General features: G+C 37.5%; 16 protein-coding genes and 1 pseudogene. 1 reads left to right on the plus strand and 16 read right to left on the minus strand.

The genetic code is table 11. From position 1 onward, the window contains the following. Positions 1-9: 9 nt before the first annotated feature. The 9 genes from Q0X66_RS02325 to cyoE all read right to left on the minus strand — a co-directional run bounded on the left by Q0X66_RS02325 (position 10) and on the right by cyoE (position 6,578). On the minus strand, positions 10-1,254 hold the full coding sequence (locus tag Q0X66_RS02325; RefSeq protein WP_297702874.1) for an ABC transporter permease: 1,245 nt from the start codon (positions 1,252-1,254) through the stop codon (positions 10-12). Positions 1,255-1,358: 104 nt separating this feature from the next. After that, positions 1,359-1,571 carry a hypothetical protein gene (locus Q0X66_RS02330; protein WP_297702875.1) on the minus strand — a complete coding sequence of 71 codons (213 nt, stop codon included), beginning with the start codon at positions 1,569-1,571 and terminating at the stop codon, positions 1,359-1,361. Positions 1,572-1,613: 42 nt separating this feature from the next. Further along, positions 1,614-2,153: a DUF420 domain-containing protein gene (locus Q0X66_RS02335; protein WP_297702876.1), complete on the minus strand. Its 540-nt coding sequence runs from the start codon at positions 2,151-2,153 to the stop codon at positions 1,614-1,616. Next, entirely contained in the window at positions 2,146-2,871 is a 726-nt protein-coding gene (locus Q0X66_RS02340) for an SCO family protein (protein ID WP_297702877.1), read from the minus strand. The genes Q0X66_RS02335 and Q0X66_RS02340 overlap by 8 nt, the downstream gene beginning before the upstream one ends. After that, positions 2,868-3,503: a hypothetical protein gene (locus tag Q0X66_RS02345; RefSeq protein ID WP_297702878.1), complete on the minus strand. Its 636-nt coding sequence runs from the start codon at positions 3,501-3,503 to the stop codon at positions 2,868-2,870. The genes Q0X66_RS02340 and Q0X66_RS02345 overlap by 4 nt, the downstream gene beginning before the upstream one ends. A gap of 73 nt (positions 3,504-3,576) precedes the next feature. Next, positions 3,577-3,960 carry a cytochrome C oxidase subunit IV family protein gene (locus tag Q0X66_RS02350; protein ID WP_297702879.1) on the minus strand — a complete coding sequence of 128 codons (384 nt, stop codon included), beginning with the start codon at positions 3,958-3,960 and terminating at the stop codon, positions 3,577-3,579. 57 nt (positions 3,961-4,017) lie between these two features. Further along, positions 4,018-4,992 carry a cytochrome c oxidase subunit 3 gene (locus Q0X66_RS02355; RefSeq protein WP_297702880.1) on the minus strand — a complete coding sequence of 325 codons (975 nt, stop codon included), beginning with the start codon at positions 4,990-4,992 and terminating at the stop codon, positions 4,018-4,020. A 99-nt stretch (positions 4,993-5,091) separates the two neighbouring features. Then, complete coding sequence (locus Q0X66_RS02360; protein ID WP_297702881.1) at positions 5,092-5,673, minus strand: cytochrome c oxidase subunit 3; 582 nt, start codon at positions 5,671-5,673, stop codon at positions 5,092-5,094. 5 nt (positions 5,674-5,678) lie between these two features. Further along, complete coding sequence (gene cyoE / locus Q0X66_RS02365) at positions 5,679-6,578, minus strand: heme o synthase (protein WP_297702882.1); 900 nt, start codon at positions 6,576-6,578, stop codon at positions 5,679-5,681. Between the two features lie 141 nt (positions 6,579-6,719). On the opposite strand from cyoE, the gene Q0X66_RS02370 reads away from it, so the two are divergent. Further along, positions 6,720-7,628: an MBL fold metallo-hydrolase gene (locus Q0X66_RS02370; protein ID WP_297702883.1), complete on the plus strand. Its 909-nt coding sequence runs from the start codon at positions 6,720-6,722 to the stop codon at positions 7,626-7,628. Between the two features lie 64 nt (positions 7,629-7,692). Here Q0X66_RS02370 and Q0X66_RS02375 read toward each other — a convergent pair whose 3' ends face one another. From Q0X66_RS02375 to Q0X66_RS02405, 7 genes and pseudogenes are all read right to left on the minus strand, one after another. Beyond that, positions 7,693-8,397, minus strand: a complete 705-nt coding sequence (locus tag Q0X66_RS02375; protein WP_297702884.1) for an energy transducer TonB — start codon at positions 8,395-8,397, stop codon at positions 7,693-7,695. Positions 8,398-8,450: 53 nt separating this feature from the next. Then, positions 8,451-8,879 carry a VanZ family protein gene (locus Q0X66_RS02380; protein WP_297702885.1) on the minus strand — a complete coding sequence of 143 codons (429 nt, stop codon included), beginning with the start codon at positions 8,877-8,879 and terminating at the stop codon, positions 8,451-8,453. Beyond that, entirely contained in the window at positions 8,845-9,225 is a 381-nt protein-coding gene (gene gcvH / locus Q0X66_RS02385; protein ID WP_297702886.1) for a glycine cleavage system protein GcvH, read from the minus strand. Before gcvH ends, Q0X66_RS02380 begins: the two co-directional genes overlap by 35 nt. A 166-nt stretch (positions 9,226-9,391) precedes the next feature. After that, complete coding sequence (gene sprA, locus Q0X66_RS02390; RefSeq protein WP_297702887.1) at positions 9,392-16,579, minus strand: cell surface protein SprA; 7,188 nt, start codon at positions 16,577-16,579, stop codon at positions 9,392-9,394. A 6-nt stretch (positions 16,580-16,585) separates the two neighbouring features. Next, a pseudogene (gene ruvA, locus Q0X66_RS02395) lies at positions 16,586-17,078 on the minus strand (Holliday junction branch migration protein RuvA). A gap of 30 nt (positions 17,079-17,108) precedes the next feature. After that, positions 17,109-19,418, minus strand: a complete 2,310-nt coding sequence (locus tag Q0X66_RS02400) for an NADP-dependent malic enzyme (RefSeq protein WP_297702888.1) — start codon at positions 19,416-19,418, stop codon at positions 17,109-17,111. Positions 19,419-19,602: 184 nt separating this feature from the next. Next, positions 19,603-20,916, minus strand: a complete 1,314-nt coding sequence (locus Q0X66_RS02405) for an MFS transporter (RefSeq protein ID WP_297702889.1) — start codon at positions 20,914-20,916, stop codon at positions 19,603-19,605. Between the last annotated feature and the right edge of the window lie 115 nt (positions 20,917-21,031).

A 21,031-nucleotide genomic window follows, 5' to 3' on the forward strand; every position in this document is an offset into this window, starting at 1 on the left:
CTCAATATATTATTCGTCTTTTAAGGCCTCGATAGTATGAATACTTGCCGCCCGCCATGCAGGGAAAAATCCTGCAACTGCTCCTGCAAAAATCAGAACCAGAACAGTAGAAATAGCAACATTAAAATTAACCGAAGGGTTAAGGATGTAATCCACTTCTATATATGGCCCAACTATTTCCAAAAGCCCCATACTAAATATAAGTCCTGCAAAGCCGGAAATGGCTGTTACAAAAATAGACTCATGCAAAATCATTCCTACAATCGACCAAGGTTTTGCTCCTAAGGCTTTACGGATTCCTATTTCTCTTGTTCTTTCCTTCACAACAATCAGCATAATGTTACTTACGCCCACTACCCCGGCTATGATCGTACAGATCCCTACAAACCAGAAAAAGAATTTAATATTTCCTGTTAGACTATAATAGCGCTTCGCTTCTTCCAAGGCGCTCCATACATGTATTGCCCCGGTATCATCAGGTGCCACTGTATGAGCCTTCTGAAGGTGCGCCTGTAAATTTTCCTTAAAAGCTACAGCCTGAACCACCGCCTCGTCAAAGTTTTCCGTTACTGGCATAGTGTAGCTCATATTATTAATTCGGTCTCCACCGTTAAATACTTGCTGAGCGGCAGTTACAGGGATATATATTCGCTCTTCTTCCCGATCCTCTCTCTCTGAAAATATCCCGACGATTTTAAACAATACGCCGGATATATTAATAAACTCACCCAGAGGGGTTTCTACATCATTAAATACGTCGTGTTTAATTTTATTTCCTATAATAGCGACCTTAGCTGTACTTACTACATCCTGATAGTTCAAAAAACGTCCCTCTGACATTTTTGCATTTTCAATAAACTGAAAATCGTAGGAAACTCCCTGTATACCATAAACCAGGGCCTCTTTTCCGTAATTAACCTGTACATTACGAACAAATACCCGAGGTGATTTGTATTCAACTTCATCTCCAAACAAGGCCAGGGAAGACTCATAATTTTCATTTTTCAGTTGAATACTCCTACCCGGATTAAGTCCTTTAAACTCTTTAGATGTAACTCCGGGCCAAACCCATACACTGGTAGCCGCATCTTGCTCAAATTCATTGGCAATGCCGTTTTGCATCCCCTGACCAAAACCCAATAAAATTACCAGTATAAAAATTCCAGAGGCCACAGACAGACCAGTAAGGAAGGTCCGTAATTTGTTTTTACGGATCGTGTCAAAAATTTCCTGCCATCTTTCGAGATCGAACATGGAGTTGGTTGATTAAAGTTTAAACTTCTAATAAATAAGACTACCAGAATACGGAATTGTTACAGTGAGAACCGTAAAATATTGTTAAAGTTGAACCTATAGTTTTATGATCTCATTTTCCTGTAAACAAAGTAAAAAATCACACCTAACAAAATGTAAGGAAGCGCCATTAAATAAACAATCCCATTATTAATACCTTCAGCCATAGAATTGTCTTCCTGACTTTCCAGAACCGCCCTGCACATTGCACATTGAGCTGTTGACAGCCATGGTAGCACAAAGATTAGAATTGCGAGTATAAGGTCTTTAATTTTCAATTTACTATTTTATTATATTAAGGTACTATTATAATAAAACTTCTAATAATCATAATATGGTGAAATCATTAAATAAACAATGACTCCGGTAACGGCCACATATAACCAGATAGGGAATGTAATTCTAGCAAGTTGACGGTGGCGTTCAAAATCTTTTAAGTATGCCCGGGCATAAGTCTTAAGAACAAGGGGTATAATAACAATAGATAAAATTATATGCGAAATAAGAATAAAATAATAAACATACTTAATTACACCCACGCCTCCATAAGATGTTGAATCTGCGGTCATATGATAAGCAATATACATGAGTAAGAATAGTATAGACAAGATAATACAAGCACTCATAATATTCTGATGCAAAACTCTATTACCGTTCTTAATAGCCCAAACGGCATAAATAAGTAAGACTGCTGTAAGTCCATTAATGGAGGCGTAAATAGGAGGCAGAAATTCTAAAGGTTCAGAATTTGGGATTTTAACACCAAATAAAACCGCTACCACCAAAGGAACCAAAATTGATATTATGGTAATTATCTTGTTAAACTTCCTCTCCTTTACCGTTTTGTTTAGTTTATTCACTTAGAAGTTTTTTTATGTCTTCCTTTAAAATACTAATTTCTTGTTTTTCTCCCTCAGCATTTTCTCCCTGAGATTCGCTTATTGTTCCTCGGTAATAAATAATTGGGTTTCCAAAATCATCAGTTCTTGAGCGGAGATATCCATTTTTATCTACTAGCGCAAATAAGCCGGAATGTTCAAATCCACCCGGGACTCCTGAATTTTCCGCAGCAAAAATATTAAAGCCAATATTTGCAAGGTCATATATTTCCTGACGGTCCCCGGTCATTAAGTGCCAATCCATATCATTTATACCATATTTTTCGGCATACTCTTTCAACACCCTTGGCGTATCGTATTCTGGATTAATTGTAAAGGAGGCAACGCCAAAATCATCAAAATTCCTGAATTCTTCCTGAATTTCAACCAGATTCGAATTCATAACCGGACAAATTGTAGGACAAGTTGTGAAGAAAAACTCAACTACATATACTTTTCCCTCGTAGTCTTCTTGAGAAATTAACAGACTATCCTGATTTAGAAATGCAAAAGTTGGAACCTTTCTTTTCTCATTATTCAAATAGATAAAACCAAGTGCTTCATCGTTGCCGGCAAGATTCATACGATCATGTTGTGTAATTGTACCTGTCTTTATTCGCTCAATGATTTTGGGAATAAAAATGATCCCAAAAACCAGGATAACAAGTGATACCCAGACATAAGTGTATTTATTTCTCATTGATTAGATCTATCTGCATTGTTCTTCTTAAGGGCCATACGGTACTCCGCTAAAATGATTTTGACGTCATCCTCCATTTTATTATTAAGCTCCGCAACAGAGGTGGCCTTAAAGCCGTACTTTGTAACCTCCTCTTCATCGTCTGTTCTGCCCCTGAGATTTTTCTTCTTGTCAATAATAAAAACATAATCGGTGCCTAAGTTTTCATCAAGACTAAGATTTGTCATTAATGAATTGAAAACAGACTTAATTTCTTCATCTTCAAGAAATATAAATTTCCAGTTCTTAATATCAACCAAATTACCTAGTTCTGCCTTTAATTCATCAATTTTGTCCTCAGTTCCGATAGGCATAATCATAAGCATTTGGTAGTCATTAAACTCATAGAATGGCTTGTAAATTTTTTGATTCAGATTAAATGCATTGCCTTTTTTAAGTTCAACATTATTTCCCAAAAAACCCAAAACAGTAATCTTATCCTTGAAGGTAATTTTATCTATATTTTCAGGAATATCTAAAACCCCCTCGGTTAGAATAGGGAGTTTCCCAAAATTGTTTACCCCTGATGCAAAAAACAAATAGGCAACCAATGGCAAGATAAAAAGTACCACTAAGACGAATGTCTTTTTCATTGGTCATTATTTAGACATTACAAAAATAAAAAAGACGGCTGTTATACCGTCTTTAAGCTCTGTTAATTCCTTGTTAGAAATCCCATCTTACGTATCCATCTTTAAAGACATTGTAAATATAGTCTGCTTCGAACAAGAGTATAAAAATAAGATAGGCTACCAAAAAAATTGGTGTCCACACGATAGCCCTTCGCAAGGAACTTTTCTCATCACGCAAATGCATAAAATCCCAGGCAATATAGTAAGCCTTAACCAGGGTTAGGATTATAAAAATCCAATTTAGAATTTTCATCCCTAAAAAAGTATTGGCCACCAGAATATGTGGTTTCGAAATCCCCAGTGCTACTTCTATTCCGGTAACTATGGTCAGAAAGACCAATACTCCCCAAATCTTTTGAGTGTTGGATTTAAATTTTATTAGTCCTCTAAAAATCTCCAGCTTGTGCGCGTGTGCCATTTTAAATTATGTTATATTATTTATGATATTCTTTTATTACTTCTTTATTTGTTTTTATTAAACCAGATAGAAAAAGGTGAAAACAAATACCCAAACCAAATCTACAAAATGCCAATAAAGCCCTACTTTTTCAACCATTTCATAATGACCTCTTCTCTCATAGGTGCCCAGGATAATATTAAAGAAAATTATGATATTGATAACTACACCTGAAAATACATGGAATCCGTGAAAGCCTGTAATAAAGAAAAAGAAATCAGCAAAAAGTCGACTACCATATTCGTTCCTAATTAAATTAGCTCCCTCAACTACTAATTCTGCATCTTTGATCTTATTTAACGATTCTTCTCTTGTCAAGAGTGTTTTTTCTCCTTCTGAATCTATAGTTTCCGTTCTGATCAGGATATTTGGATTTGATTTTAATCCTTCCATAACTTCATTAACGGAATAAGAGGGAAGCGCTTCACCCTGGTAAAACCATATTCCATTTTTCATTTCGTGATCAACACGTTCAGATGGCAATGTTTTGGCAAAATCTGATAGTGCAGCCCTTTCACCGGAGTCTGCCTTTACAAATTGCAAAATTCTTCCACCTCTTGTTTCTATCGCACCATAATCGCCTTTTATGAATGTAGCCCATTCCCATGCCTGCGAGCCCACAAAGATGGCCCCTCCGATAATGGTAAGGAACATATAGATAATGGCCTTATTCTTCATCATCTTGTGGCCAGCATCAACTGCAAGTACCATTGTTACTGATGACATAATTAATATAAATGTCATAAATGCAACATAATACATTGGGTAATTTCCATGAAAAAATGGAACATGAGTAAATACCTCGTCGGCTATTGGCCAAGTTTCTATAAACTTAAATCTAGAAAAACCATAAGAGGCTAAAAATCCCGAAAACGTCAAAGCATCGGAAACTATAAAGAACCACATCATTAGTTTTCCATAACTTGCTCCTAAAGGTCGGTTCCCACCCCCCCAAACGCTTTCTTCTGTACTCGTTGCTACCGTTGAATCCATAAACAAATATATCGTGTTATAAGAATAAAGGCAAATTTACATTTTTTTCAACACTAGAAAAGCCCAATTAGGATACAAATCTAGTTTTGTATTCATTTATTATCTAAAGAAATAAAAAAACAGTATAAGATAGACCCATAACAGGTCTAAAAAATGCCAAAAAGTTGCCCCTAGTTCAACTCCCAACATGTTAGTATCGGAGTATTTATTCTTAATGTTATTGTACAATACTACTAAAAGTGAAATAAGTCCTGCAATGACATGAACAATGTGAACAGCCGCAATTAAAAAAATGTAGGACATTGTAATATTGCTGGCAGGACCGGTAAAATAGTAACCCTGGTTAATCAGTTGTGAAAATCCTGAGAACTGAATAAAAATAAATGCAATGCCGAGCAGCAGTGTAAGCAGCAACCATTTGGTGCCCAGGCTGCTCTTATTTGCTTTAATCGCTTTACTTGCCAGGATGTAAGTAACACTGCTAAGTATAATAATTACAGTACTATATAAAAAAGCCGATGGGAGTTCAAAGCCTTTAAGCCAATCTGGACGGGAACTACTAACGATATATGCGCTGGTCCATCCTGCAAATCCCATTAGCAGACTCACTATTCCAAACCACAGCATCATTTTCTTTGCCCTGGCATTCTTTTCTTTCCTTGTCCCTTGTGTAAGATCCATATGAATTATAAAAATTTATCAATAACATAAACCAACTGCATAAGAGTAATATAGCTTACACTTACTAACATAAGTTTCCTGGCCGATTTATTATCTCTTTTTTCAAATAATCTAAAGCCAAAAACCAACATTACTAATCCCATTATAAGGATTATTATGGCAGCCGGAATAGATAAATGTAATCTCCCTGTTATTCCAAAAACCGGAATTACGGAAATAATTATCATCCAAATTGTATACATTATTATCTGAATTGCGGTACCCTTATCCTTTTTCCCGGTAGGTAACAATTTAAACCCTCCCTTTTTATAATCTTCATCCAGCATCCAGGCTAACGCCCAAAAGTGAGGAAATTGCCAGAAAAATTGGATCATGAAAAGTGTTCCCGGTTCTATTCCGAAGTTATCAGTAGCAGCAACCCAGCCGAGCATAAATGGAATTGCTCCAGGAATTGCACCAATAAAAACCGATAAAGGTGTTTTTGTTTTTAAAGGAGTATAAACACTAGTATAAATGAATATTGATATGGCCCCAAACATAGCCGTTTTGGGGTTGAGTATATATAGGCTAACCACCCCAAAAATTGTCATCAGTATGGCCAGGATCATGGCTTTATTGCTAGACATCCTACCTGCCGGAATAGGCCTGTTCCTTGTCCTATTCATCAGAGCATCGAGGTCTTTTTCAATAACCTGATTAAAAGCATTTGACGCACCTACCATGCAGTAACCTCCAAATGCCAACAAAAGAAGTGATAAAGGGTTAACCTCATAGGCCCCTAAAAGATAGCCGGCCAAAGATGAAAAGACAACGCTAAGTGCGAGTCTCGATTTGGTAATCTCCTTAAAATCAGCAAAAGTCAATAAGCTTTTTGTATTGTTTGCCGTTCCTACAGCCGTCTTCATTTGAAATCGTTAATGTATAGAAAGCGAAGTAAAATGTTCGCTTTTATGAGGTGGCAAAGATAAGACCCATTACATATCCCTGCAACGAATTATGTTTGTTTATATTATCTTTAAAGCCCTCGCTAATAAATATATAAATCTATGGCTTTTTATAAAACTAAAGTTAAGCTTCTGATCTTCATTTCAACATTTTGTATTTCTTTGTTATCTGCACAAGACCAGGAAGTGGTTATTAGCATCGAGAGACTTTCAGACAACGTTTATATGCTTATAGGGCAAGGCGGTAACATAGGTATCTACATAGGCCAGAAAAATGTCATTATGATTGATGACCAATTTGATCGTTTGAGTAATAAAATAAAGGCTGCAATTGAATCACTTACTGATAAGCCCATTACATTTCTATTTAATACACATATGCACGGTGACCATACCGGAGGTAATGCAAGTTTTAACACAGACCTTACCACTCTGGTAGCGCATAATAATGTACGAAAACGAGTTATGGCAGGTCAGCAAAAAAAATTAGAGGATAAAAAGATTACCAAAGAGTATTATGATAAAATGCTGCCGGAAGTTACCTTTTCGGAGGATATAACCTTTTATGACCAAGATGAAACTATCATGGCATTTCATGTTCACAATGCCCACACAGATGGCGATGCCATAGTCTATTTTGTTAATAATGATGTTATACATATGGGAGATACTTATTTTGCCGGGAGGTATCCCTATATTGATCTGAATAGTGGTGGTAGTTTACAGGGTTATATTGATGCTCATAAAAAAGTACTAATGATAATAGGTAATGAGACAAAAATAATTCCGGGTCATGGAAGGCATTCCACAAAAAAAGAGCTGGAAATTTATGTTGCTATGTTAGAAGATATAAAGACAAGTATTCTGGCTGCTATTGAGGCAGGAAAAAGCCTTGAAGAAATAAAATCCGACACCAGCATCAGTGTGGCCTATGATAGCACTCATGGCAATGGCTATATTAAGCCAGAAGTCATGCGGGAGACCTTTTATAAGAGTTTAAAGAGCCAATAATTTAGAGCAAAAAAAACCCTGCCATTAACTGGTCAGGGTTTAAATATATCTCTGGTTTTTGAGCTTATTGTAATTTAAAGGTAATTGGAATACTAAAAGGTACCCTAACCGCTCTTCCCCTCTGCTTACCAGGCGTCATTTTGGGAAGTTTTTCAATAATTCGGAGTGCTTCTGCTTCAAGGTTCTTATCCGGACCTCTGTATCTGATATTTCCTATACTTCCATCTTTTTGAATTGTAAACATAACATTTACTCTACCCTGAATACCCATTTCCTGAGCTATTTCCGGATAACGGAAGTTTTTGCGAATATGTTTTTGCATCATTTCATTAAAACATGCTCTTTTATCGCTGGCTCCCTCACAACCTGGAAATATTGGCACATCTTCAATTACGGCAAAAGGAACATCCACGTCTTCCTCCATTTCATCAACATCAACATCCTCAACTTCTATAACCTCTTCTTCCTGGCTCGTCTCTGTTGATTCAATAACAGTTTCTTCTACTTCTTCCTCATCTTCTACAACTTCAATTACTTCAGGAGCAGATGGTGGCGGAGGTGGCGGAGGTGTTTTGATCTGTTCCGTCATGGGAACTTCCTCATCTATAGTATCCTCAACATTCAAAGAAATGTCATATTCACTAGTTTTATCGTAAGTTTTCCACTCAAATGCACCCCATACAATTAACATAACAACTGCCAATCCTAAAACAAAATAGAGTCCGCTATTTTTTCTTAAATCGGCTTTTGGATTCTTTTTTAGTTCCATCTTCTAAAATTTTAATATTCGCTAATTTAACTATTAATTTGATTAAAAAGCAATTAATCTTTCCATTTTAACGGCGTTTTACCAGAAAAAAGTATAATTATTAAGCCTGCGCCAAAAAATGCACCAATGCTATTGGCAAGGACATCAAATGATTCTCCACTTCTATACTGGATAAAAGTACTTTGAATTACTTCAATAACTATACCATAAACAATAACGAATAAGGTAGAAATAATAATAGATCTGTATAAGTTTAGATGGCCTTTAGTCTGTTCCCTAATTAACAGTACTCCCAGGATAGCAGCAACAAAATAGAAAAAGAAATGAACCAATTTATCCAGGTGAGGGATGTTTATACCCTGGGTGTCAAAGTCTTCAAATGAGGATAGGCTAAGTACAGTAATAATTACAATCCAGCAGATAAAGCCAATAGTAAAACTATAACGTTTAAACACCAATAAGCTCCTTATAATCTGCTTCACTCATAAGACTGTCGATCTCCGAGGCATCATTTATCTTTATTTTGATCATCCAACCATCGCCATAGGGATCAGTATTTACTTTTTCCGGTTCATCCTCCAGTAATTCGTTTAATTTAATGATCTCACCGCTTAGTGGCAGAAAAAGATCAGAAACAGTCTTTACGGCCTCAACAGTCCCAAAAACCTCATCCTTTTCTAAAGTTTCATCCAGAGTCTCAACTTCAAGATAAACTATATCGCCAAGTTCCCCCTGTGCAAAATCTGTAATGCCAACGGTGGCGATATCGCCATCAATCCTTATCCATTCGTGATCTTTGGTGTACTTTAATTCGGATGGTATATTCATTTTATTTCATTTTGTTTTGCCCGCAAATGTAGTAGATAATCTGTTGGTTTTCAAAAAAAACAGGCCGGATAAGAGGCTAAATCCTTAAATGCGCGGATAACTTATGAAAACAATATCCAAAAAAATATTATTTGGACTCCTTTTCTAATAAATATTCAAAATGTCTTTAGTTTCCGAAATTATATCGAATGGTAAACCCTGTATTGATAGTTGTCTGAGGAAATGCCGTAGAAACAGCGAACTGTGAGAATGAATAGTCAAAAAAGAATAAAGCGTTCAGGTTTTTACTTAGGGCATAGTCTGCGGTAAATTTAGTAGACAATAAATTCTGCCCTGCAGTTATTTGATTATTTTCTAAGCTGAGATTTCTAATAATAGTAAGATTATCTCTTAGCGTAAAATCTAATTTTAGGTTTAAATCGCCTTTCAAGCGTTGCTTCTGGCCACCAATGTTTGTTACAAATTTTACATCCTTAAAACGATATCCCAGTCCCAGAGTATAATCCTGACCAATAATCTCTGTAAGCAAATTATTGTCGAAGCTAAAAGAATAGGCTCTGTCTGTACCTACTTCTGCCAGGACACTTAGCGAATTTTGCATTTCAAAATCTACTCTAATTAAAGGATTAAACTGGTCTGTAAGAACAACATTATTAATAACGTTTTCCGGAAGATTATCCTGTGTTTCCGGATTAATTGGCGGAAGATTATCATTGACAAGCTGGGATCTTTCTAAATTGGTTTGAAAAGTATTTATACTATAAGCAGACCGGTAACCATTGCTCAATGAAAAACGTTTGAACTTCTTTTTAAAGGATTTAATCCGCATTAACCCGGTATACTTAATATTCCAGTTGGGTATGGGAATATCTCTAAAAGCATCTAAATTAACCCTGTTTACGTCCTGGCCGGTGTAGGCGGCAAAGAAAGCCGGTAAAATCACATCCTGGCTTGTTGGGCCATATCTTAAAGGATATCCATTCTCATCTACGCCTTCATCCGGACTCGACCTGTCTGATTGCAACCTATCTGCAACAACTATCCTATTATTTTTGAAAGTTTCAAAATTCTTTGATTCAAATTCATCACTTTTACTAAATGTTGTACCAATCATTATTGTTGAAATACTGAAGTTTCCAAAAGTGTTAGGTGTTTGGGGTATATACTCACCTGCGTTGATCTCAAAATTCTCCTGTAAACTGCTAGAAAATTGCCTGTCTGCCAATAAATCAATGGTCAAATCGCGAACAGGTTGCGCTGTGGCGGTAATATTCAGCTGTTTGTTAGTTCGTTTTATAAATTGTTCGTTAAACTCATTATAGGGGGTAAGCCATCCATTACGGGCTGCTTCATAACGTACATCCTTCTGGCTTCCGAAGACAAAGCCCAATGATGGTCTTGTAGTTCCAATAAATCCAATAGACTGGGTATATCCGGGCAAAACCGTACCGTTATTCTCTCTGTAGTTTACGTTAATACGTTTTACCATTGTAATTATATCAACAAAAGTGTTGAACGCAGCACTACTTTTCTTTTTTGTTTTTTCCTCCCCAGCCGCCGGGTTTCCGGCTTTATCACGGCGAACAGGAGCATTCCCAACATTGCCCTTGCCATCTCTCCTTTTAAGGCCTATTTGATCATAAAAACGTTGCATGCTTAGAGCAGTGGTAATCGTATGTGTATTGGCATTTTGAACAGTGTTAATAACAGCATTAGGATCGCCAAGGGCGTCCTGAACCACTTCATTTACGGCGTCGCCACCTCGTTGCCAATCAAAATTACTTGTGTAAGTATATTGCGCATTAATAAAATCCAGGATAGGTATTTTGTTAAGTGGAATATCATAATTCAACTGAAACTGCTGGGCATGCCTGTTGGGTTCTCCGATATCAAAGAAGCCATTCCAAAGATTCAGGTTTTCGTTAATATCTGAATTAGGGTTGCCATCCTCTTCAAAATAGTTTCGTACAATATTATTGTTGGAGGTCGTGATATTTAGACGCAATGATTTGGACAAACTATAGTTTAGGGCATATTGCCAATTAAAAAGATAGTTTCTTTGCTGGAGCAATGGCAATGCAAGTTTTTCGACTCCAGGTTCCAGGACATCTCTAAACCGCTGCTGGTTGAATTGACGATTGTAATCAGACTGAACTGATAAACTGGTGGGCAATAGATTAAAATTTATGTCTTTCAACAATTTTAAGTAGCTCCCGGTAAATAAAGAATCCTTTTTTTCAAAAGGTGCTACTGATGCGGGCTTGAAATTATAATTGTAGACAAAGCCTGTCTTTACATCCTGATCCTTTAATCTCGCAACTTCAAAATCTCTATGATCTGTCTGGTTATAAGAATAATTAAAAGTAAAATTTTCAATATCATAAATATGGGGTTTTGCTTCAGGACCCCGATTCTTACGCACTCCTATAAAGTTGACACTTCTTCTTTTAGTATAGTCTTCTGCCTGTTCTCTTATGTCTTCTTCTTCGGCCTGAGTATTTGCAGCATCTATCCTGTCTTTTAGCTTTAAATCGTCATAAACCGGATCAAATTCGGGGGTTATTAATTGCTCCGAAATTCCAAAATTAAAAGGAATTTGAACATTCCACTTTTTAGGAAGAAGTTGTCCAATAGACACATTAGTTACTATATCGTAGGCTACTGCATCCTCCCTGGAACGTTCATTTGGCCTTTGATCAACTGAACCAAATCCAGGCGTACTTTTACCTCCCGTGGCAGTGACGTTAGCAAAATCAGCTATGTTTGCATCAACCGCTGCCAGTGCGGCCCAGCCACCGTTATTATCTAAACCAGCCATTCGCAATTCGTTAAACCAAACTTCACCACGTGCTGGAAGATTATCAATATTTTTTATTCCCAGCATGGCACTCCGCAAGGTACCCAAAGAGGGGTTTCCTCTGATTCCATACCTAATCTGCCCTAATACTCTGGGAGCAAATTCATCAACAGAAACAACTTCACCATCAATTATTTCATAAAAACTGATTTCACTCAGGGATTGGTCGGCAATACCTTGAGATTTAATTTTAGTGAGGTCACTCAGGGCAATATCCATTTCATTTATTGCGGGCCAAATTTCTTCCGCAGTTGTAGATCCAAATGGTGTAAATTCTAAAGGGACTTCAATTTGATAAAAATTCTCTGAGAAATCTGTACCAATCCTTAGAAATGCCACCAAAGGTATATCATCATCCAAGTAATCAGAATCCACAATCTTTTCGGCATGTAAAAACATTTTTAACCTTTTGTATTGTCGGATATCAATGTTTACATTTTTAAACACACCCCGGGAGTCCTGAGGCTCAAGATTCTCGACTTTGAATGATAAGGACTGTTCATTCTGACGAATTATAGTATTATTATTATTTAATTGTTCTCTTTGCACTCCGGGAGGTAATACATAAGGAATTGGTGTTCTCGAATTATTCTCCTCTACGTTTACGGTATTGACGTCTACGATAGTTGCATCATCTGCCGGATCGTCATTATCTGAAGAGAGGGATTTTGTATAATTTCTCCAATCGATTCGTACGAGATCCAGGGTCGCAAAACGCATTACGACTTCATCTGTAAAACCAGTAAGGTACATCCGCATAAAACTGATAGATCTAAAATCTGATACTCCACCTACTGCATCTGTAAAATCACTTAACGGAATTTTGTACTGAATCCATCTTCGGTTTAATTGAGTCCCATTGGGTAAATCGGGCGTAGTTCCTTCACTGATATCGGTAACATATTGGTCGTTAATAGTGGTGTTAGGTTTAATAGGAATACGGTATTCAAAATAACTATTAATAGTGTTCATAGTAAGGTCCCGGTTAACGTCTTCCACGTCGGGCAGGGTTGTGGACCCTCTATCCGTATTTGTTACTGTAACAGGTGAATTTCCCTCCGTATTATTAAAGTCAAGGTAACGTTCTAAAATGCCCCCTTCCCTGTTCAAATAGTATTGGAAATTATCGAGAGCAGGATCCTCCGCGGGTCCATTGTAACCTTGTGCAGCTTCCAGACTATCATCAAGGCCATCAAAACCAATATCCTGCAGAGAACGGTTAGTTTCGCTGGCATCAAAAGCATAAACCAGAGATTGGGTAGCCGGTACTACACCCCAATCGGTGGGTGTGGTAAGATCATTGCTGTTCAGACCCGGCAAACCGTTTTCATATTGTTTTCTTCCATCATCCAGAATATCCTCAGAGATATTACCTAAATTAATAACCAATTCCCCCGGACCGGTGGCTATACCATCTACATATGGATCCATGACCCAGAATTGAACAAATTCAACATTGGACTGCTCAAAATTTGTACTACTCAAAGAACGCATCATTCCGGCCCATTTTTGATTTGGTTGGAGACCTCCAAAAGTTGTACTTGCATTATAAGGCCCTTTTTGATCTGGATAATAGGCCATATCGAAAGTATTCTGAACTGTAGTTTGCCCCTGGGCGATATCTACTTGTGGAAATACTTCGTCAATAAAAACTCTTCGCGTCTCATTTGTGGATATATCATCATCATTAATACCGGAGGGACGCTGGTTCGTATAAAAAATAGGGTCTATAGTATACCAGGCTATTTTTGCCCTTTCAAAACCTGTTTCTAAATCCTGTTCACCATCAATTTTAAACTCTTCCGGCGTACTGGCTAACGACCAGCCTAATGAAGATCGGATATCTATTAGTGCCTGCGCCCCTTCAAAATCATCCAAATAAGTTGTGGTTTCTCCTTCAAAGTCTGCATTTTTAGGAGAGTTAGGGTTGAGGTATGCGGCTTCTGCACGGACCGAAACATTAGAGGCAACATCTGTATCTATATTAGGTAATTTGTTAACCAACCTGGTTAAAAAAGGAACCTCTGTCGAAAAATTTGCATTAAGGCCAAAGATGCTATTATTTACCGGCTCAACACCATAATTGGATTTTTGAGTAAGAGGCCTTTCATTTAGGTTCTGAAAAGTTCCCCCCAAAATAAAATCCTTACTGAATTGATGTTCAACATTAAAACCGGTAAATCTTCTTGTTTGCTGGCCAAAAATCGCGTTGTTCTCCACAGAAATTTCTATAGGTGTATTTGAAGCTTGCAAACTGGGGTCTAATATCTGAACTGTTCCTGCCTGATAATTTACCGTATAATCTATTCCTTCAACTAATTGGCGACCACCTGCCGTTACTCGCACAGATCCTCTGGGTACATTGAAGGCGCCTATTGGGATACCGCTTGATCCTTCAGATTTATAACGTCCTTTCAGCTTAAATCTGTTTTTTTCAGCATCTTGTAAAGACGCCGCTTTGGTTTGGGCATACATATTTCTGAAAACATATTTTTGCTGGTTTTCATTATATCCCTGATCATTATCTACATCATAAGTACCTCCACCCAATACATCAAATAAAAACTCACCAAAAGGTTCAACTTTTGTGAAAAGTATAAGGCCATTTTGAGTGTTTACGGTAATACCGGGAACAAAATCGAAGAAACCATCTCCGCCACGCTGAACATCATTAAAAGTATTTAGACGATCCAGATTAAAAACATCCAGAAGAATTCTGTCTTGTAAGGCCCCATCAGGAGAATTTTCATCGGGCCATCCCGAACCCGGACCTTCAACCACTGGTGTAATATAATTTCTTGGGGTTGGATCTGAATATAAGATATTGAACCTAAAATCTTCCTGACTTAATTGAAAAGCACCCGTTGCATAAATGTTTTTCATCATTAGATCCCAGATAGGGTCGCTCACATTGGTAATATTACTTTTCAGTAATTTCAGGACTAGTGTATTGTTATTAATTTGTGGAACTTCTACACCAGGGGTAACCGTAGTAGCATCTATTCCGCCATTCGCAAATTCACCAACCTGAAATATTTCGCCATTGAAGGTATACTGAAAGGCTACGGCCAGTACTTCATCATTGCTTAAACGCTGGTTCAAAGAAATATATCCCAATTGAGAATCAAACTGGAAATCTCTTCCCGTTTCAAGTTTTCTTGCGTTTTCCAAAATAGCATAGTCAAATCCCTGATTTACCTGATATCCTGTATTTATGTCAAAACCATCATCAACTGTAGCAATATCCCTTATGTTCGAGTTTAGTACCCCGCCATTATCAATTAATTGAGGATCGTAGTCATTCGCACTATTTCTGGGTAATTCCTGGTTGGAAGCTGAAGTATTAAAAAAGCCTGCCGGTTCACCATTTGCCAGTCCAATTCTGGTATCTTCCTTAAGGGCCTCACCCAAATCCTGCAGGGCAACTATGTTTCTTACATTAAGAGTTTGCTGACCTCTGTTAGTAACCCAAACTTCAAGACGTGTAATTTGAACCTGACTTTTTATAAAAGGATAATTGGTTAAAGCCTCGTCATACTGATCCCTAAAATATTGGGCTAAAAAAAAGTGCTTGTCCCCATCATAATCCAAGGCAGATAATTCAAAATCATTCAAAGTACCACCACCCTGAGCTACAACCGAACTATTTTGAGATTGTTGCTCAGAGAAAACTGCAGTTACGGTAGTCCTGCCAAACTGCAATTGAGTTTTTACACCAAAAAGGCTTTGTGCCCCTCTAATCAACGAACTGTTTAAAGGAAAACTTACATTACCAACCTCAATTTTTCTTATGATATCATCTTCTGTGGGTGTATAATCTAATTTAATTAAATTCTGAAAATCGAAAGTTGCTTCAGTATCATAGTTAGCGGTTACCTGCAAGCGTTCCCCAATTTTACCAAGCAAGCTTAAACTGATACGTTGATCAAAATCAAATGAGAGATTGGTGCGGTTTCTTGGAGAAAGTGCCGGATTATCATTTTTTTGCCATATAACACCCAGGTCCATTGCAACAGATCCCTGGGGTATTACTTCAATAGTATTTCCGCCAAATATGGTTTCAAAAAATCCACTATTTACATAGAAATTAGGAAGCAGGTTTTTTCGTGCTTCTTCGGAGCCTGCTTTTTTTCCTGAGAAGGCATCTATTTTCTCTTTAAAATAGGACTTCATGTTTTCTTTCTGTACCAGATCTAAATACTGTTCTGGTGTAAGTATAATAGGATAGCTAATATCAAAATCTCCTACCATTTCAGAATAGATATATCTGTCAAGATTAGGATCATAAGTATATTTGGAAACAATGCTATTTGGGTTTTCCAATAAAATTCTCCCCAAAGCAAATCCCGTCTGAACGGAATCAATCTGTACAGAATCTGTCTCCTGTTCATTAGTTTCCTGAGCCTGAATTGTATTCACAACTCCCAGGAAAATGAAGGAAAGTAAAAAAAGCTTAAATGAATATGATTTAAGAATTGATTTTGCCCCTGTTTTCAAACTTATTTACAAATTTTTAAGCGCGTGTTTTATAATGTCCTCTACGCTTAGAGTAGGGTCCTGGGATAAAACCTTGTCAACAGCCTTTTCTGACTGCCTTCGGGCAAACCCGAGAACCTCTAAAGCAGATAACGCTTCTTCTTTATTTGTATTGTTTGAATTTGGTGAAACTTCGTCAAGGAACATCCTCACTGGCAATTGCGTTTTTAATCTGTAGGGGTGTAAGGGAAGATAGCATGGTTCTTGCAATACTTGATCCTATTCCTGAAACAGACAGCAATAACCTGAATATTTCCCTTTCAGAGTTTTCCGCAAATCCGTAAAGGGTATGTGAGTCTTCCTTTATCTGTAAATGCGTGTACAGCTGAATACTTTCAGAATCTAAAATTTTTGAAAAAGTATGAAGTGAAATGTTTACGAAATAGCCAACTCCGCCACATTCTATTACCACGTAAGTGGGGTTCTTTTCTACAAGCCTGCCTTTTAAATGGGTAATCATTCGTAATTTATTTGTTGTTGAAATGGTTTCTTAATCCTTCTCCTTGCTCAATCCCATTTTTATCTTCCGCCTTTTCTCACGCTCCTGAACATCTATAACTGCGACGGCAGTCATATTCACCATCTCATCAACACTGGCCCCCAATTGCAATACGTGAACCGCCTTTCTAAGGCCCAGCATAATTGGACCAATTGATTCTGCAGCATGAAGCTCTTTAAGTAATTTATAGGTAATATTTGCAGATTCAAGATTAGGGAAAATTAATGTATTCACTTTTTTACCTCCAAGTGTGGAAAAAGGAAATATACTTTTTCGAAGTTTTTTGTTGAGTGCAAAATCAGTTTGTATTTCTCCATCAACTATTAATTGCGGATTTCTTGAGTGTAATATCTTAATAGCTTCCCTTACCTTAATGGCATGAGGATGGTTGGAAGAACCAAAATTAGAATATGACAGAAGCGCCAAAACAGGATCAAAACCAAAGGCCACACCCAGATTAGCTGTCATCTGAGTTATCTCAGCTAATTCTTCTGAAGTCGGATCAATATTTATTGAGGTATCTGAAAGGATTAATGGACCTCTTTGGGTAATCATAATATGAGCCGTTGCGGCCCTTGAAACGTTATTTGCTTTTCCTATGACTTCAAAAATTGGTTTCACCACATTTGAATATGCCCTCGAATGCCCTGAAATCATTCCATCTGCATCGCCTTCCAGAACCATCATTGCCCCATAATAATTACGCTCCCTCATTTTAGTGTTCGCACCGTATAAGGTAACTCCGCTTCTTTTTCTTGCTTCGAAAAATTTAGCAGCGTAAATCTTTCTTTTCGCCTCGGAATCTTCGTCCTTAGGATCAATTATTAGCACATCTGCATCAAATTCCAATTCATTTTTCAACTCTAAAATCACCTCTTTATTTCCTAATAAAATAGGGATTGCTATCCCCTCTTCACTGACTATTTGAGCAGTTTTCAACACATCCAGATGATTTGCTTCTGCAAAAACAATCCTTTTTGGATTACTTTTAGCTCTATTCATCAATAGGCGCATTACCTTATTGTCATCTCCGGATCTTTTAAGGAGTTCTTCCCTATACTTGTTCCAGTCTTCAATGGGCGCCTTGGCAACTCCACTTTCCATAGCTGCTTTTGCTACCGCTGGTGGTATTTCCGCTATAAGCCTTGGATCAAAGGGTTTTGGAATTATATAATCCTTACCAAAAGTTAATCTGGTTTCACCATAGGCAATATTTACCTGTTCGGGAACAGGTTGCTTGGTCAATTCGGATAATGCTCTTACAGCAGCCATTTTCATGGCTTCGTTAATTTTAGTTGCCCTTACGTCCAGTGCCCCTCGAAATATAAATGGAAATCCCAAAACATTATTCACCTGATTGGGATGATCAGATCTTCCCGTAGCCATAATAACGTCATCTCTTGTACTACATGCCAGTTTGTACTTTATCTCAGGGTCCGGATTGGCCATTGCAAAGACAATTGGATCTTTTGCCATAGAATTAAGCATTGCCGGAGTCAGGATATCGGCAATTGAGAGTCCTATAAAAACATCGGCATCCTTAGCGGCTTCGTCCAAAGTATTTAACTTTCTCTTTGTAGCAAATTCGCGTTTTTCTTTGGAGAGATTTTCTGCATCCTGGCGAATTACACCTTTGCTATCTAACATAACAATATTCTCCGCTTTCGCTCCAAAGGCTTTATATAGTCTTGTACATGATACTGCGGCTGCACCCGCTCCACTAACAACGATCTTTACTTTTTCTATTTTTTTATTAGCTATTTCCAATGCGTTTAACAATGCTGCAGCTGAAATTATTGCCGTTCCGTGCTGATCGTCATGCATCACCGGTATATCAAGCTCTTCCTTTAATCTTCTTTCAATTTCAAAAGCTTCAGGAGCTTTAATATCCTCAAGGTTTATTCCCCCAAAAGTGGGTGCAATAATCTTTACGGTTTCTACAAACTTATCCACATCTTTTGTGTCAAGTTCTATATCAATACCATCTATGTCCGCAAAAATTTTAAAAAGTAAACTTTTGCCTTCCATTACCGGTTTGGAAGCCTCCGGGCCAATATCTCCAAGCCCTAATACAGCTGTACCATTGGTAATAATGGCTACAATATTTCCCTTAGCCGTATACTTATATACATTTTCCTTGTCCTTTTTAATTTCCAGACAAGGTACAGCCACGCCGGGAGAATATGCAAGTGCCAAATCGCGTTGAGTGGCATAGGGCTTCGTAGGAACAACTTTAATTTTACCTGGTGTGGGTTTGGCATGATAGATCAATGCCTCTCTTCTTTTTTTCTCTTCGCCCATGGATTCATTTTTGAATCTCAAATTTAAGAGTATTTCTCGGGATACGGACATATCTTTGAATACAATTAAAATTAGGTCAAGCTATGGATCATGCTTTTGGAGCCTTCATTAATGTGCGTAGAAACAAAGAAATATTAATCCATGGAGGTTATGGATAATTTAGTTTTCCTTTTTCGCTATTACCCTATGCCTGGGATTCTTCAGCAGTTACATTTAAGCGCATGGCCAATATCGCGGCAATAATAAAGAACCCTCCGGCAAAAAGAATCGCATTGATTGCACTGCCCCCCAACAAATATTTGTAAATCGGGCCAAACGTTAAGGTTTCAATTCCCATTGGGATAACAATCATCATATTCAAAATTCCCATGTATACACCCCTTCTTTCTTGAGGAACCACTTTTGAAACCATGGTATAAGGTATACCCATCATGGCGGCCCATCCGATTCCGAATAAAACCATAGGCGCTAAAACCAGCAGGGAATTCTCTATAAATGGTATTGTGAATAGTGCCATGCCGGTACCTACCAGACTATAAGCATATATTTTTTTACCCCCATATTTTAAGGTAAGCGGCACAAGGGCAAGCGCAACTACCATGGTAACAATATTGTAAGTCAGACTCATTTGAGCGGACTGCGATGCAGCTTCCGAAATACCATAACCCATTGTTTTCATAAACAGTGGGGTAATGTATTGCCAATAGACAAAAAGAGCATACCATTGAAACAAATACACCGCGCTTATCTTCCACATAAACGATGGCATATCTCTTATAGCACTTGCTATTTCTGCAAAAGGCTTGGCAATACGCGCACCAATCGGTTGGCTCTTATCATGATTGATTTCTTCTAATTCCTCTGCGGAAGGAGGAATTTCCGGAGTCTTTAGAACAGACCATAAAACAGTAGTTATAGAAAGGACACCTCCTACATAGAAAGAATAATACATCCAGGTAGGAACAACATCTGCGCCTTCAACGACCTCAGCACCAAATATCTTTTGAAATAAAACTATAGAACCCATGGCCAATAAGATACCAGCCCCTACAAATAAACTTTGCATTTGATACCCTAGGCTCAACTGCTTTTCTGGTAATTTATCCCCGACAAAGGCACGATACGGTTCCATGGCCATATTATTGCCCACATCCAAAATCCATAATAGGCCTACGGCAAACCAAAGTACTGGACTAGACGGAAAAACAAATAAACACATACTTCCGATTAGCGCACCTATTAAAAAATAAGGCTTACGTCTTCCCCATTTTGGAGACCAGGTTTTATCTGACATTGCTCCGATTATAGGCTGCACGATCAGACCCGTAACTGGACCCGCGATATTTAAAATAGGAAGCAATTCTTCAGAAGCACCTAAAAATAAAAACAAAGGATTTATAGCGGTTTGCTGTAAACCAAAACTATATTGAATACCTAGAAAACCAACATTCATATTGAATATTTGCCAAAAACTTAACTCGGGTTTCCAGGTCTTCATGGTATAGGTTGTATAGAGAAATTAAATTTAATCCTTTTGTAAATACTTGGTAAACAGAACTTCAATATAGCCCTTTATCTTTGTTAACAATAAAATCATACTAAAAAACTGATCA

It is taken from the genome of uncultured Eudoraea sp., from assembly GCF_947260015.1.
In the GTDB taxonomy this organism is placed as follows: domain Bacteria; phylum Bacteroidota; class Bacteroidia; order Flavobacteriales; family Flavobacteriaceae; genus Eudoraea.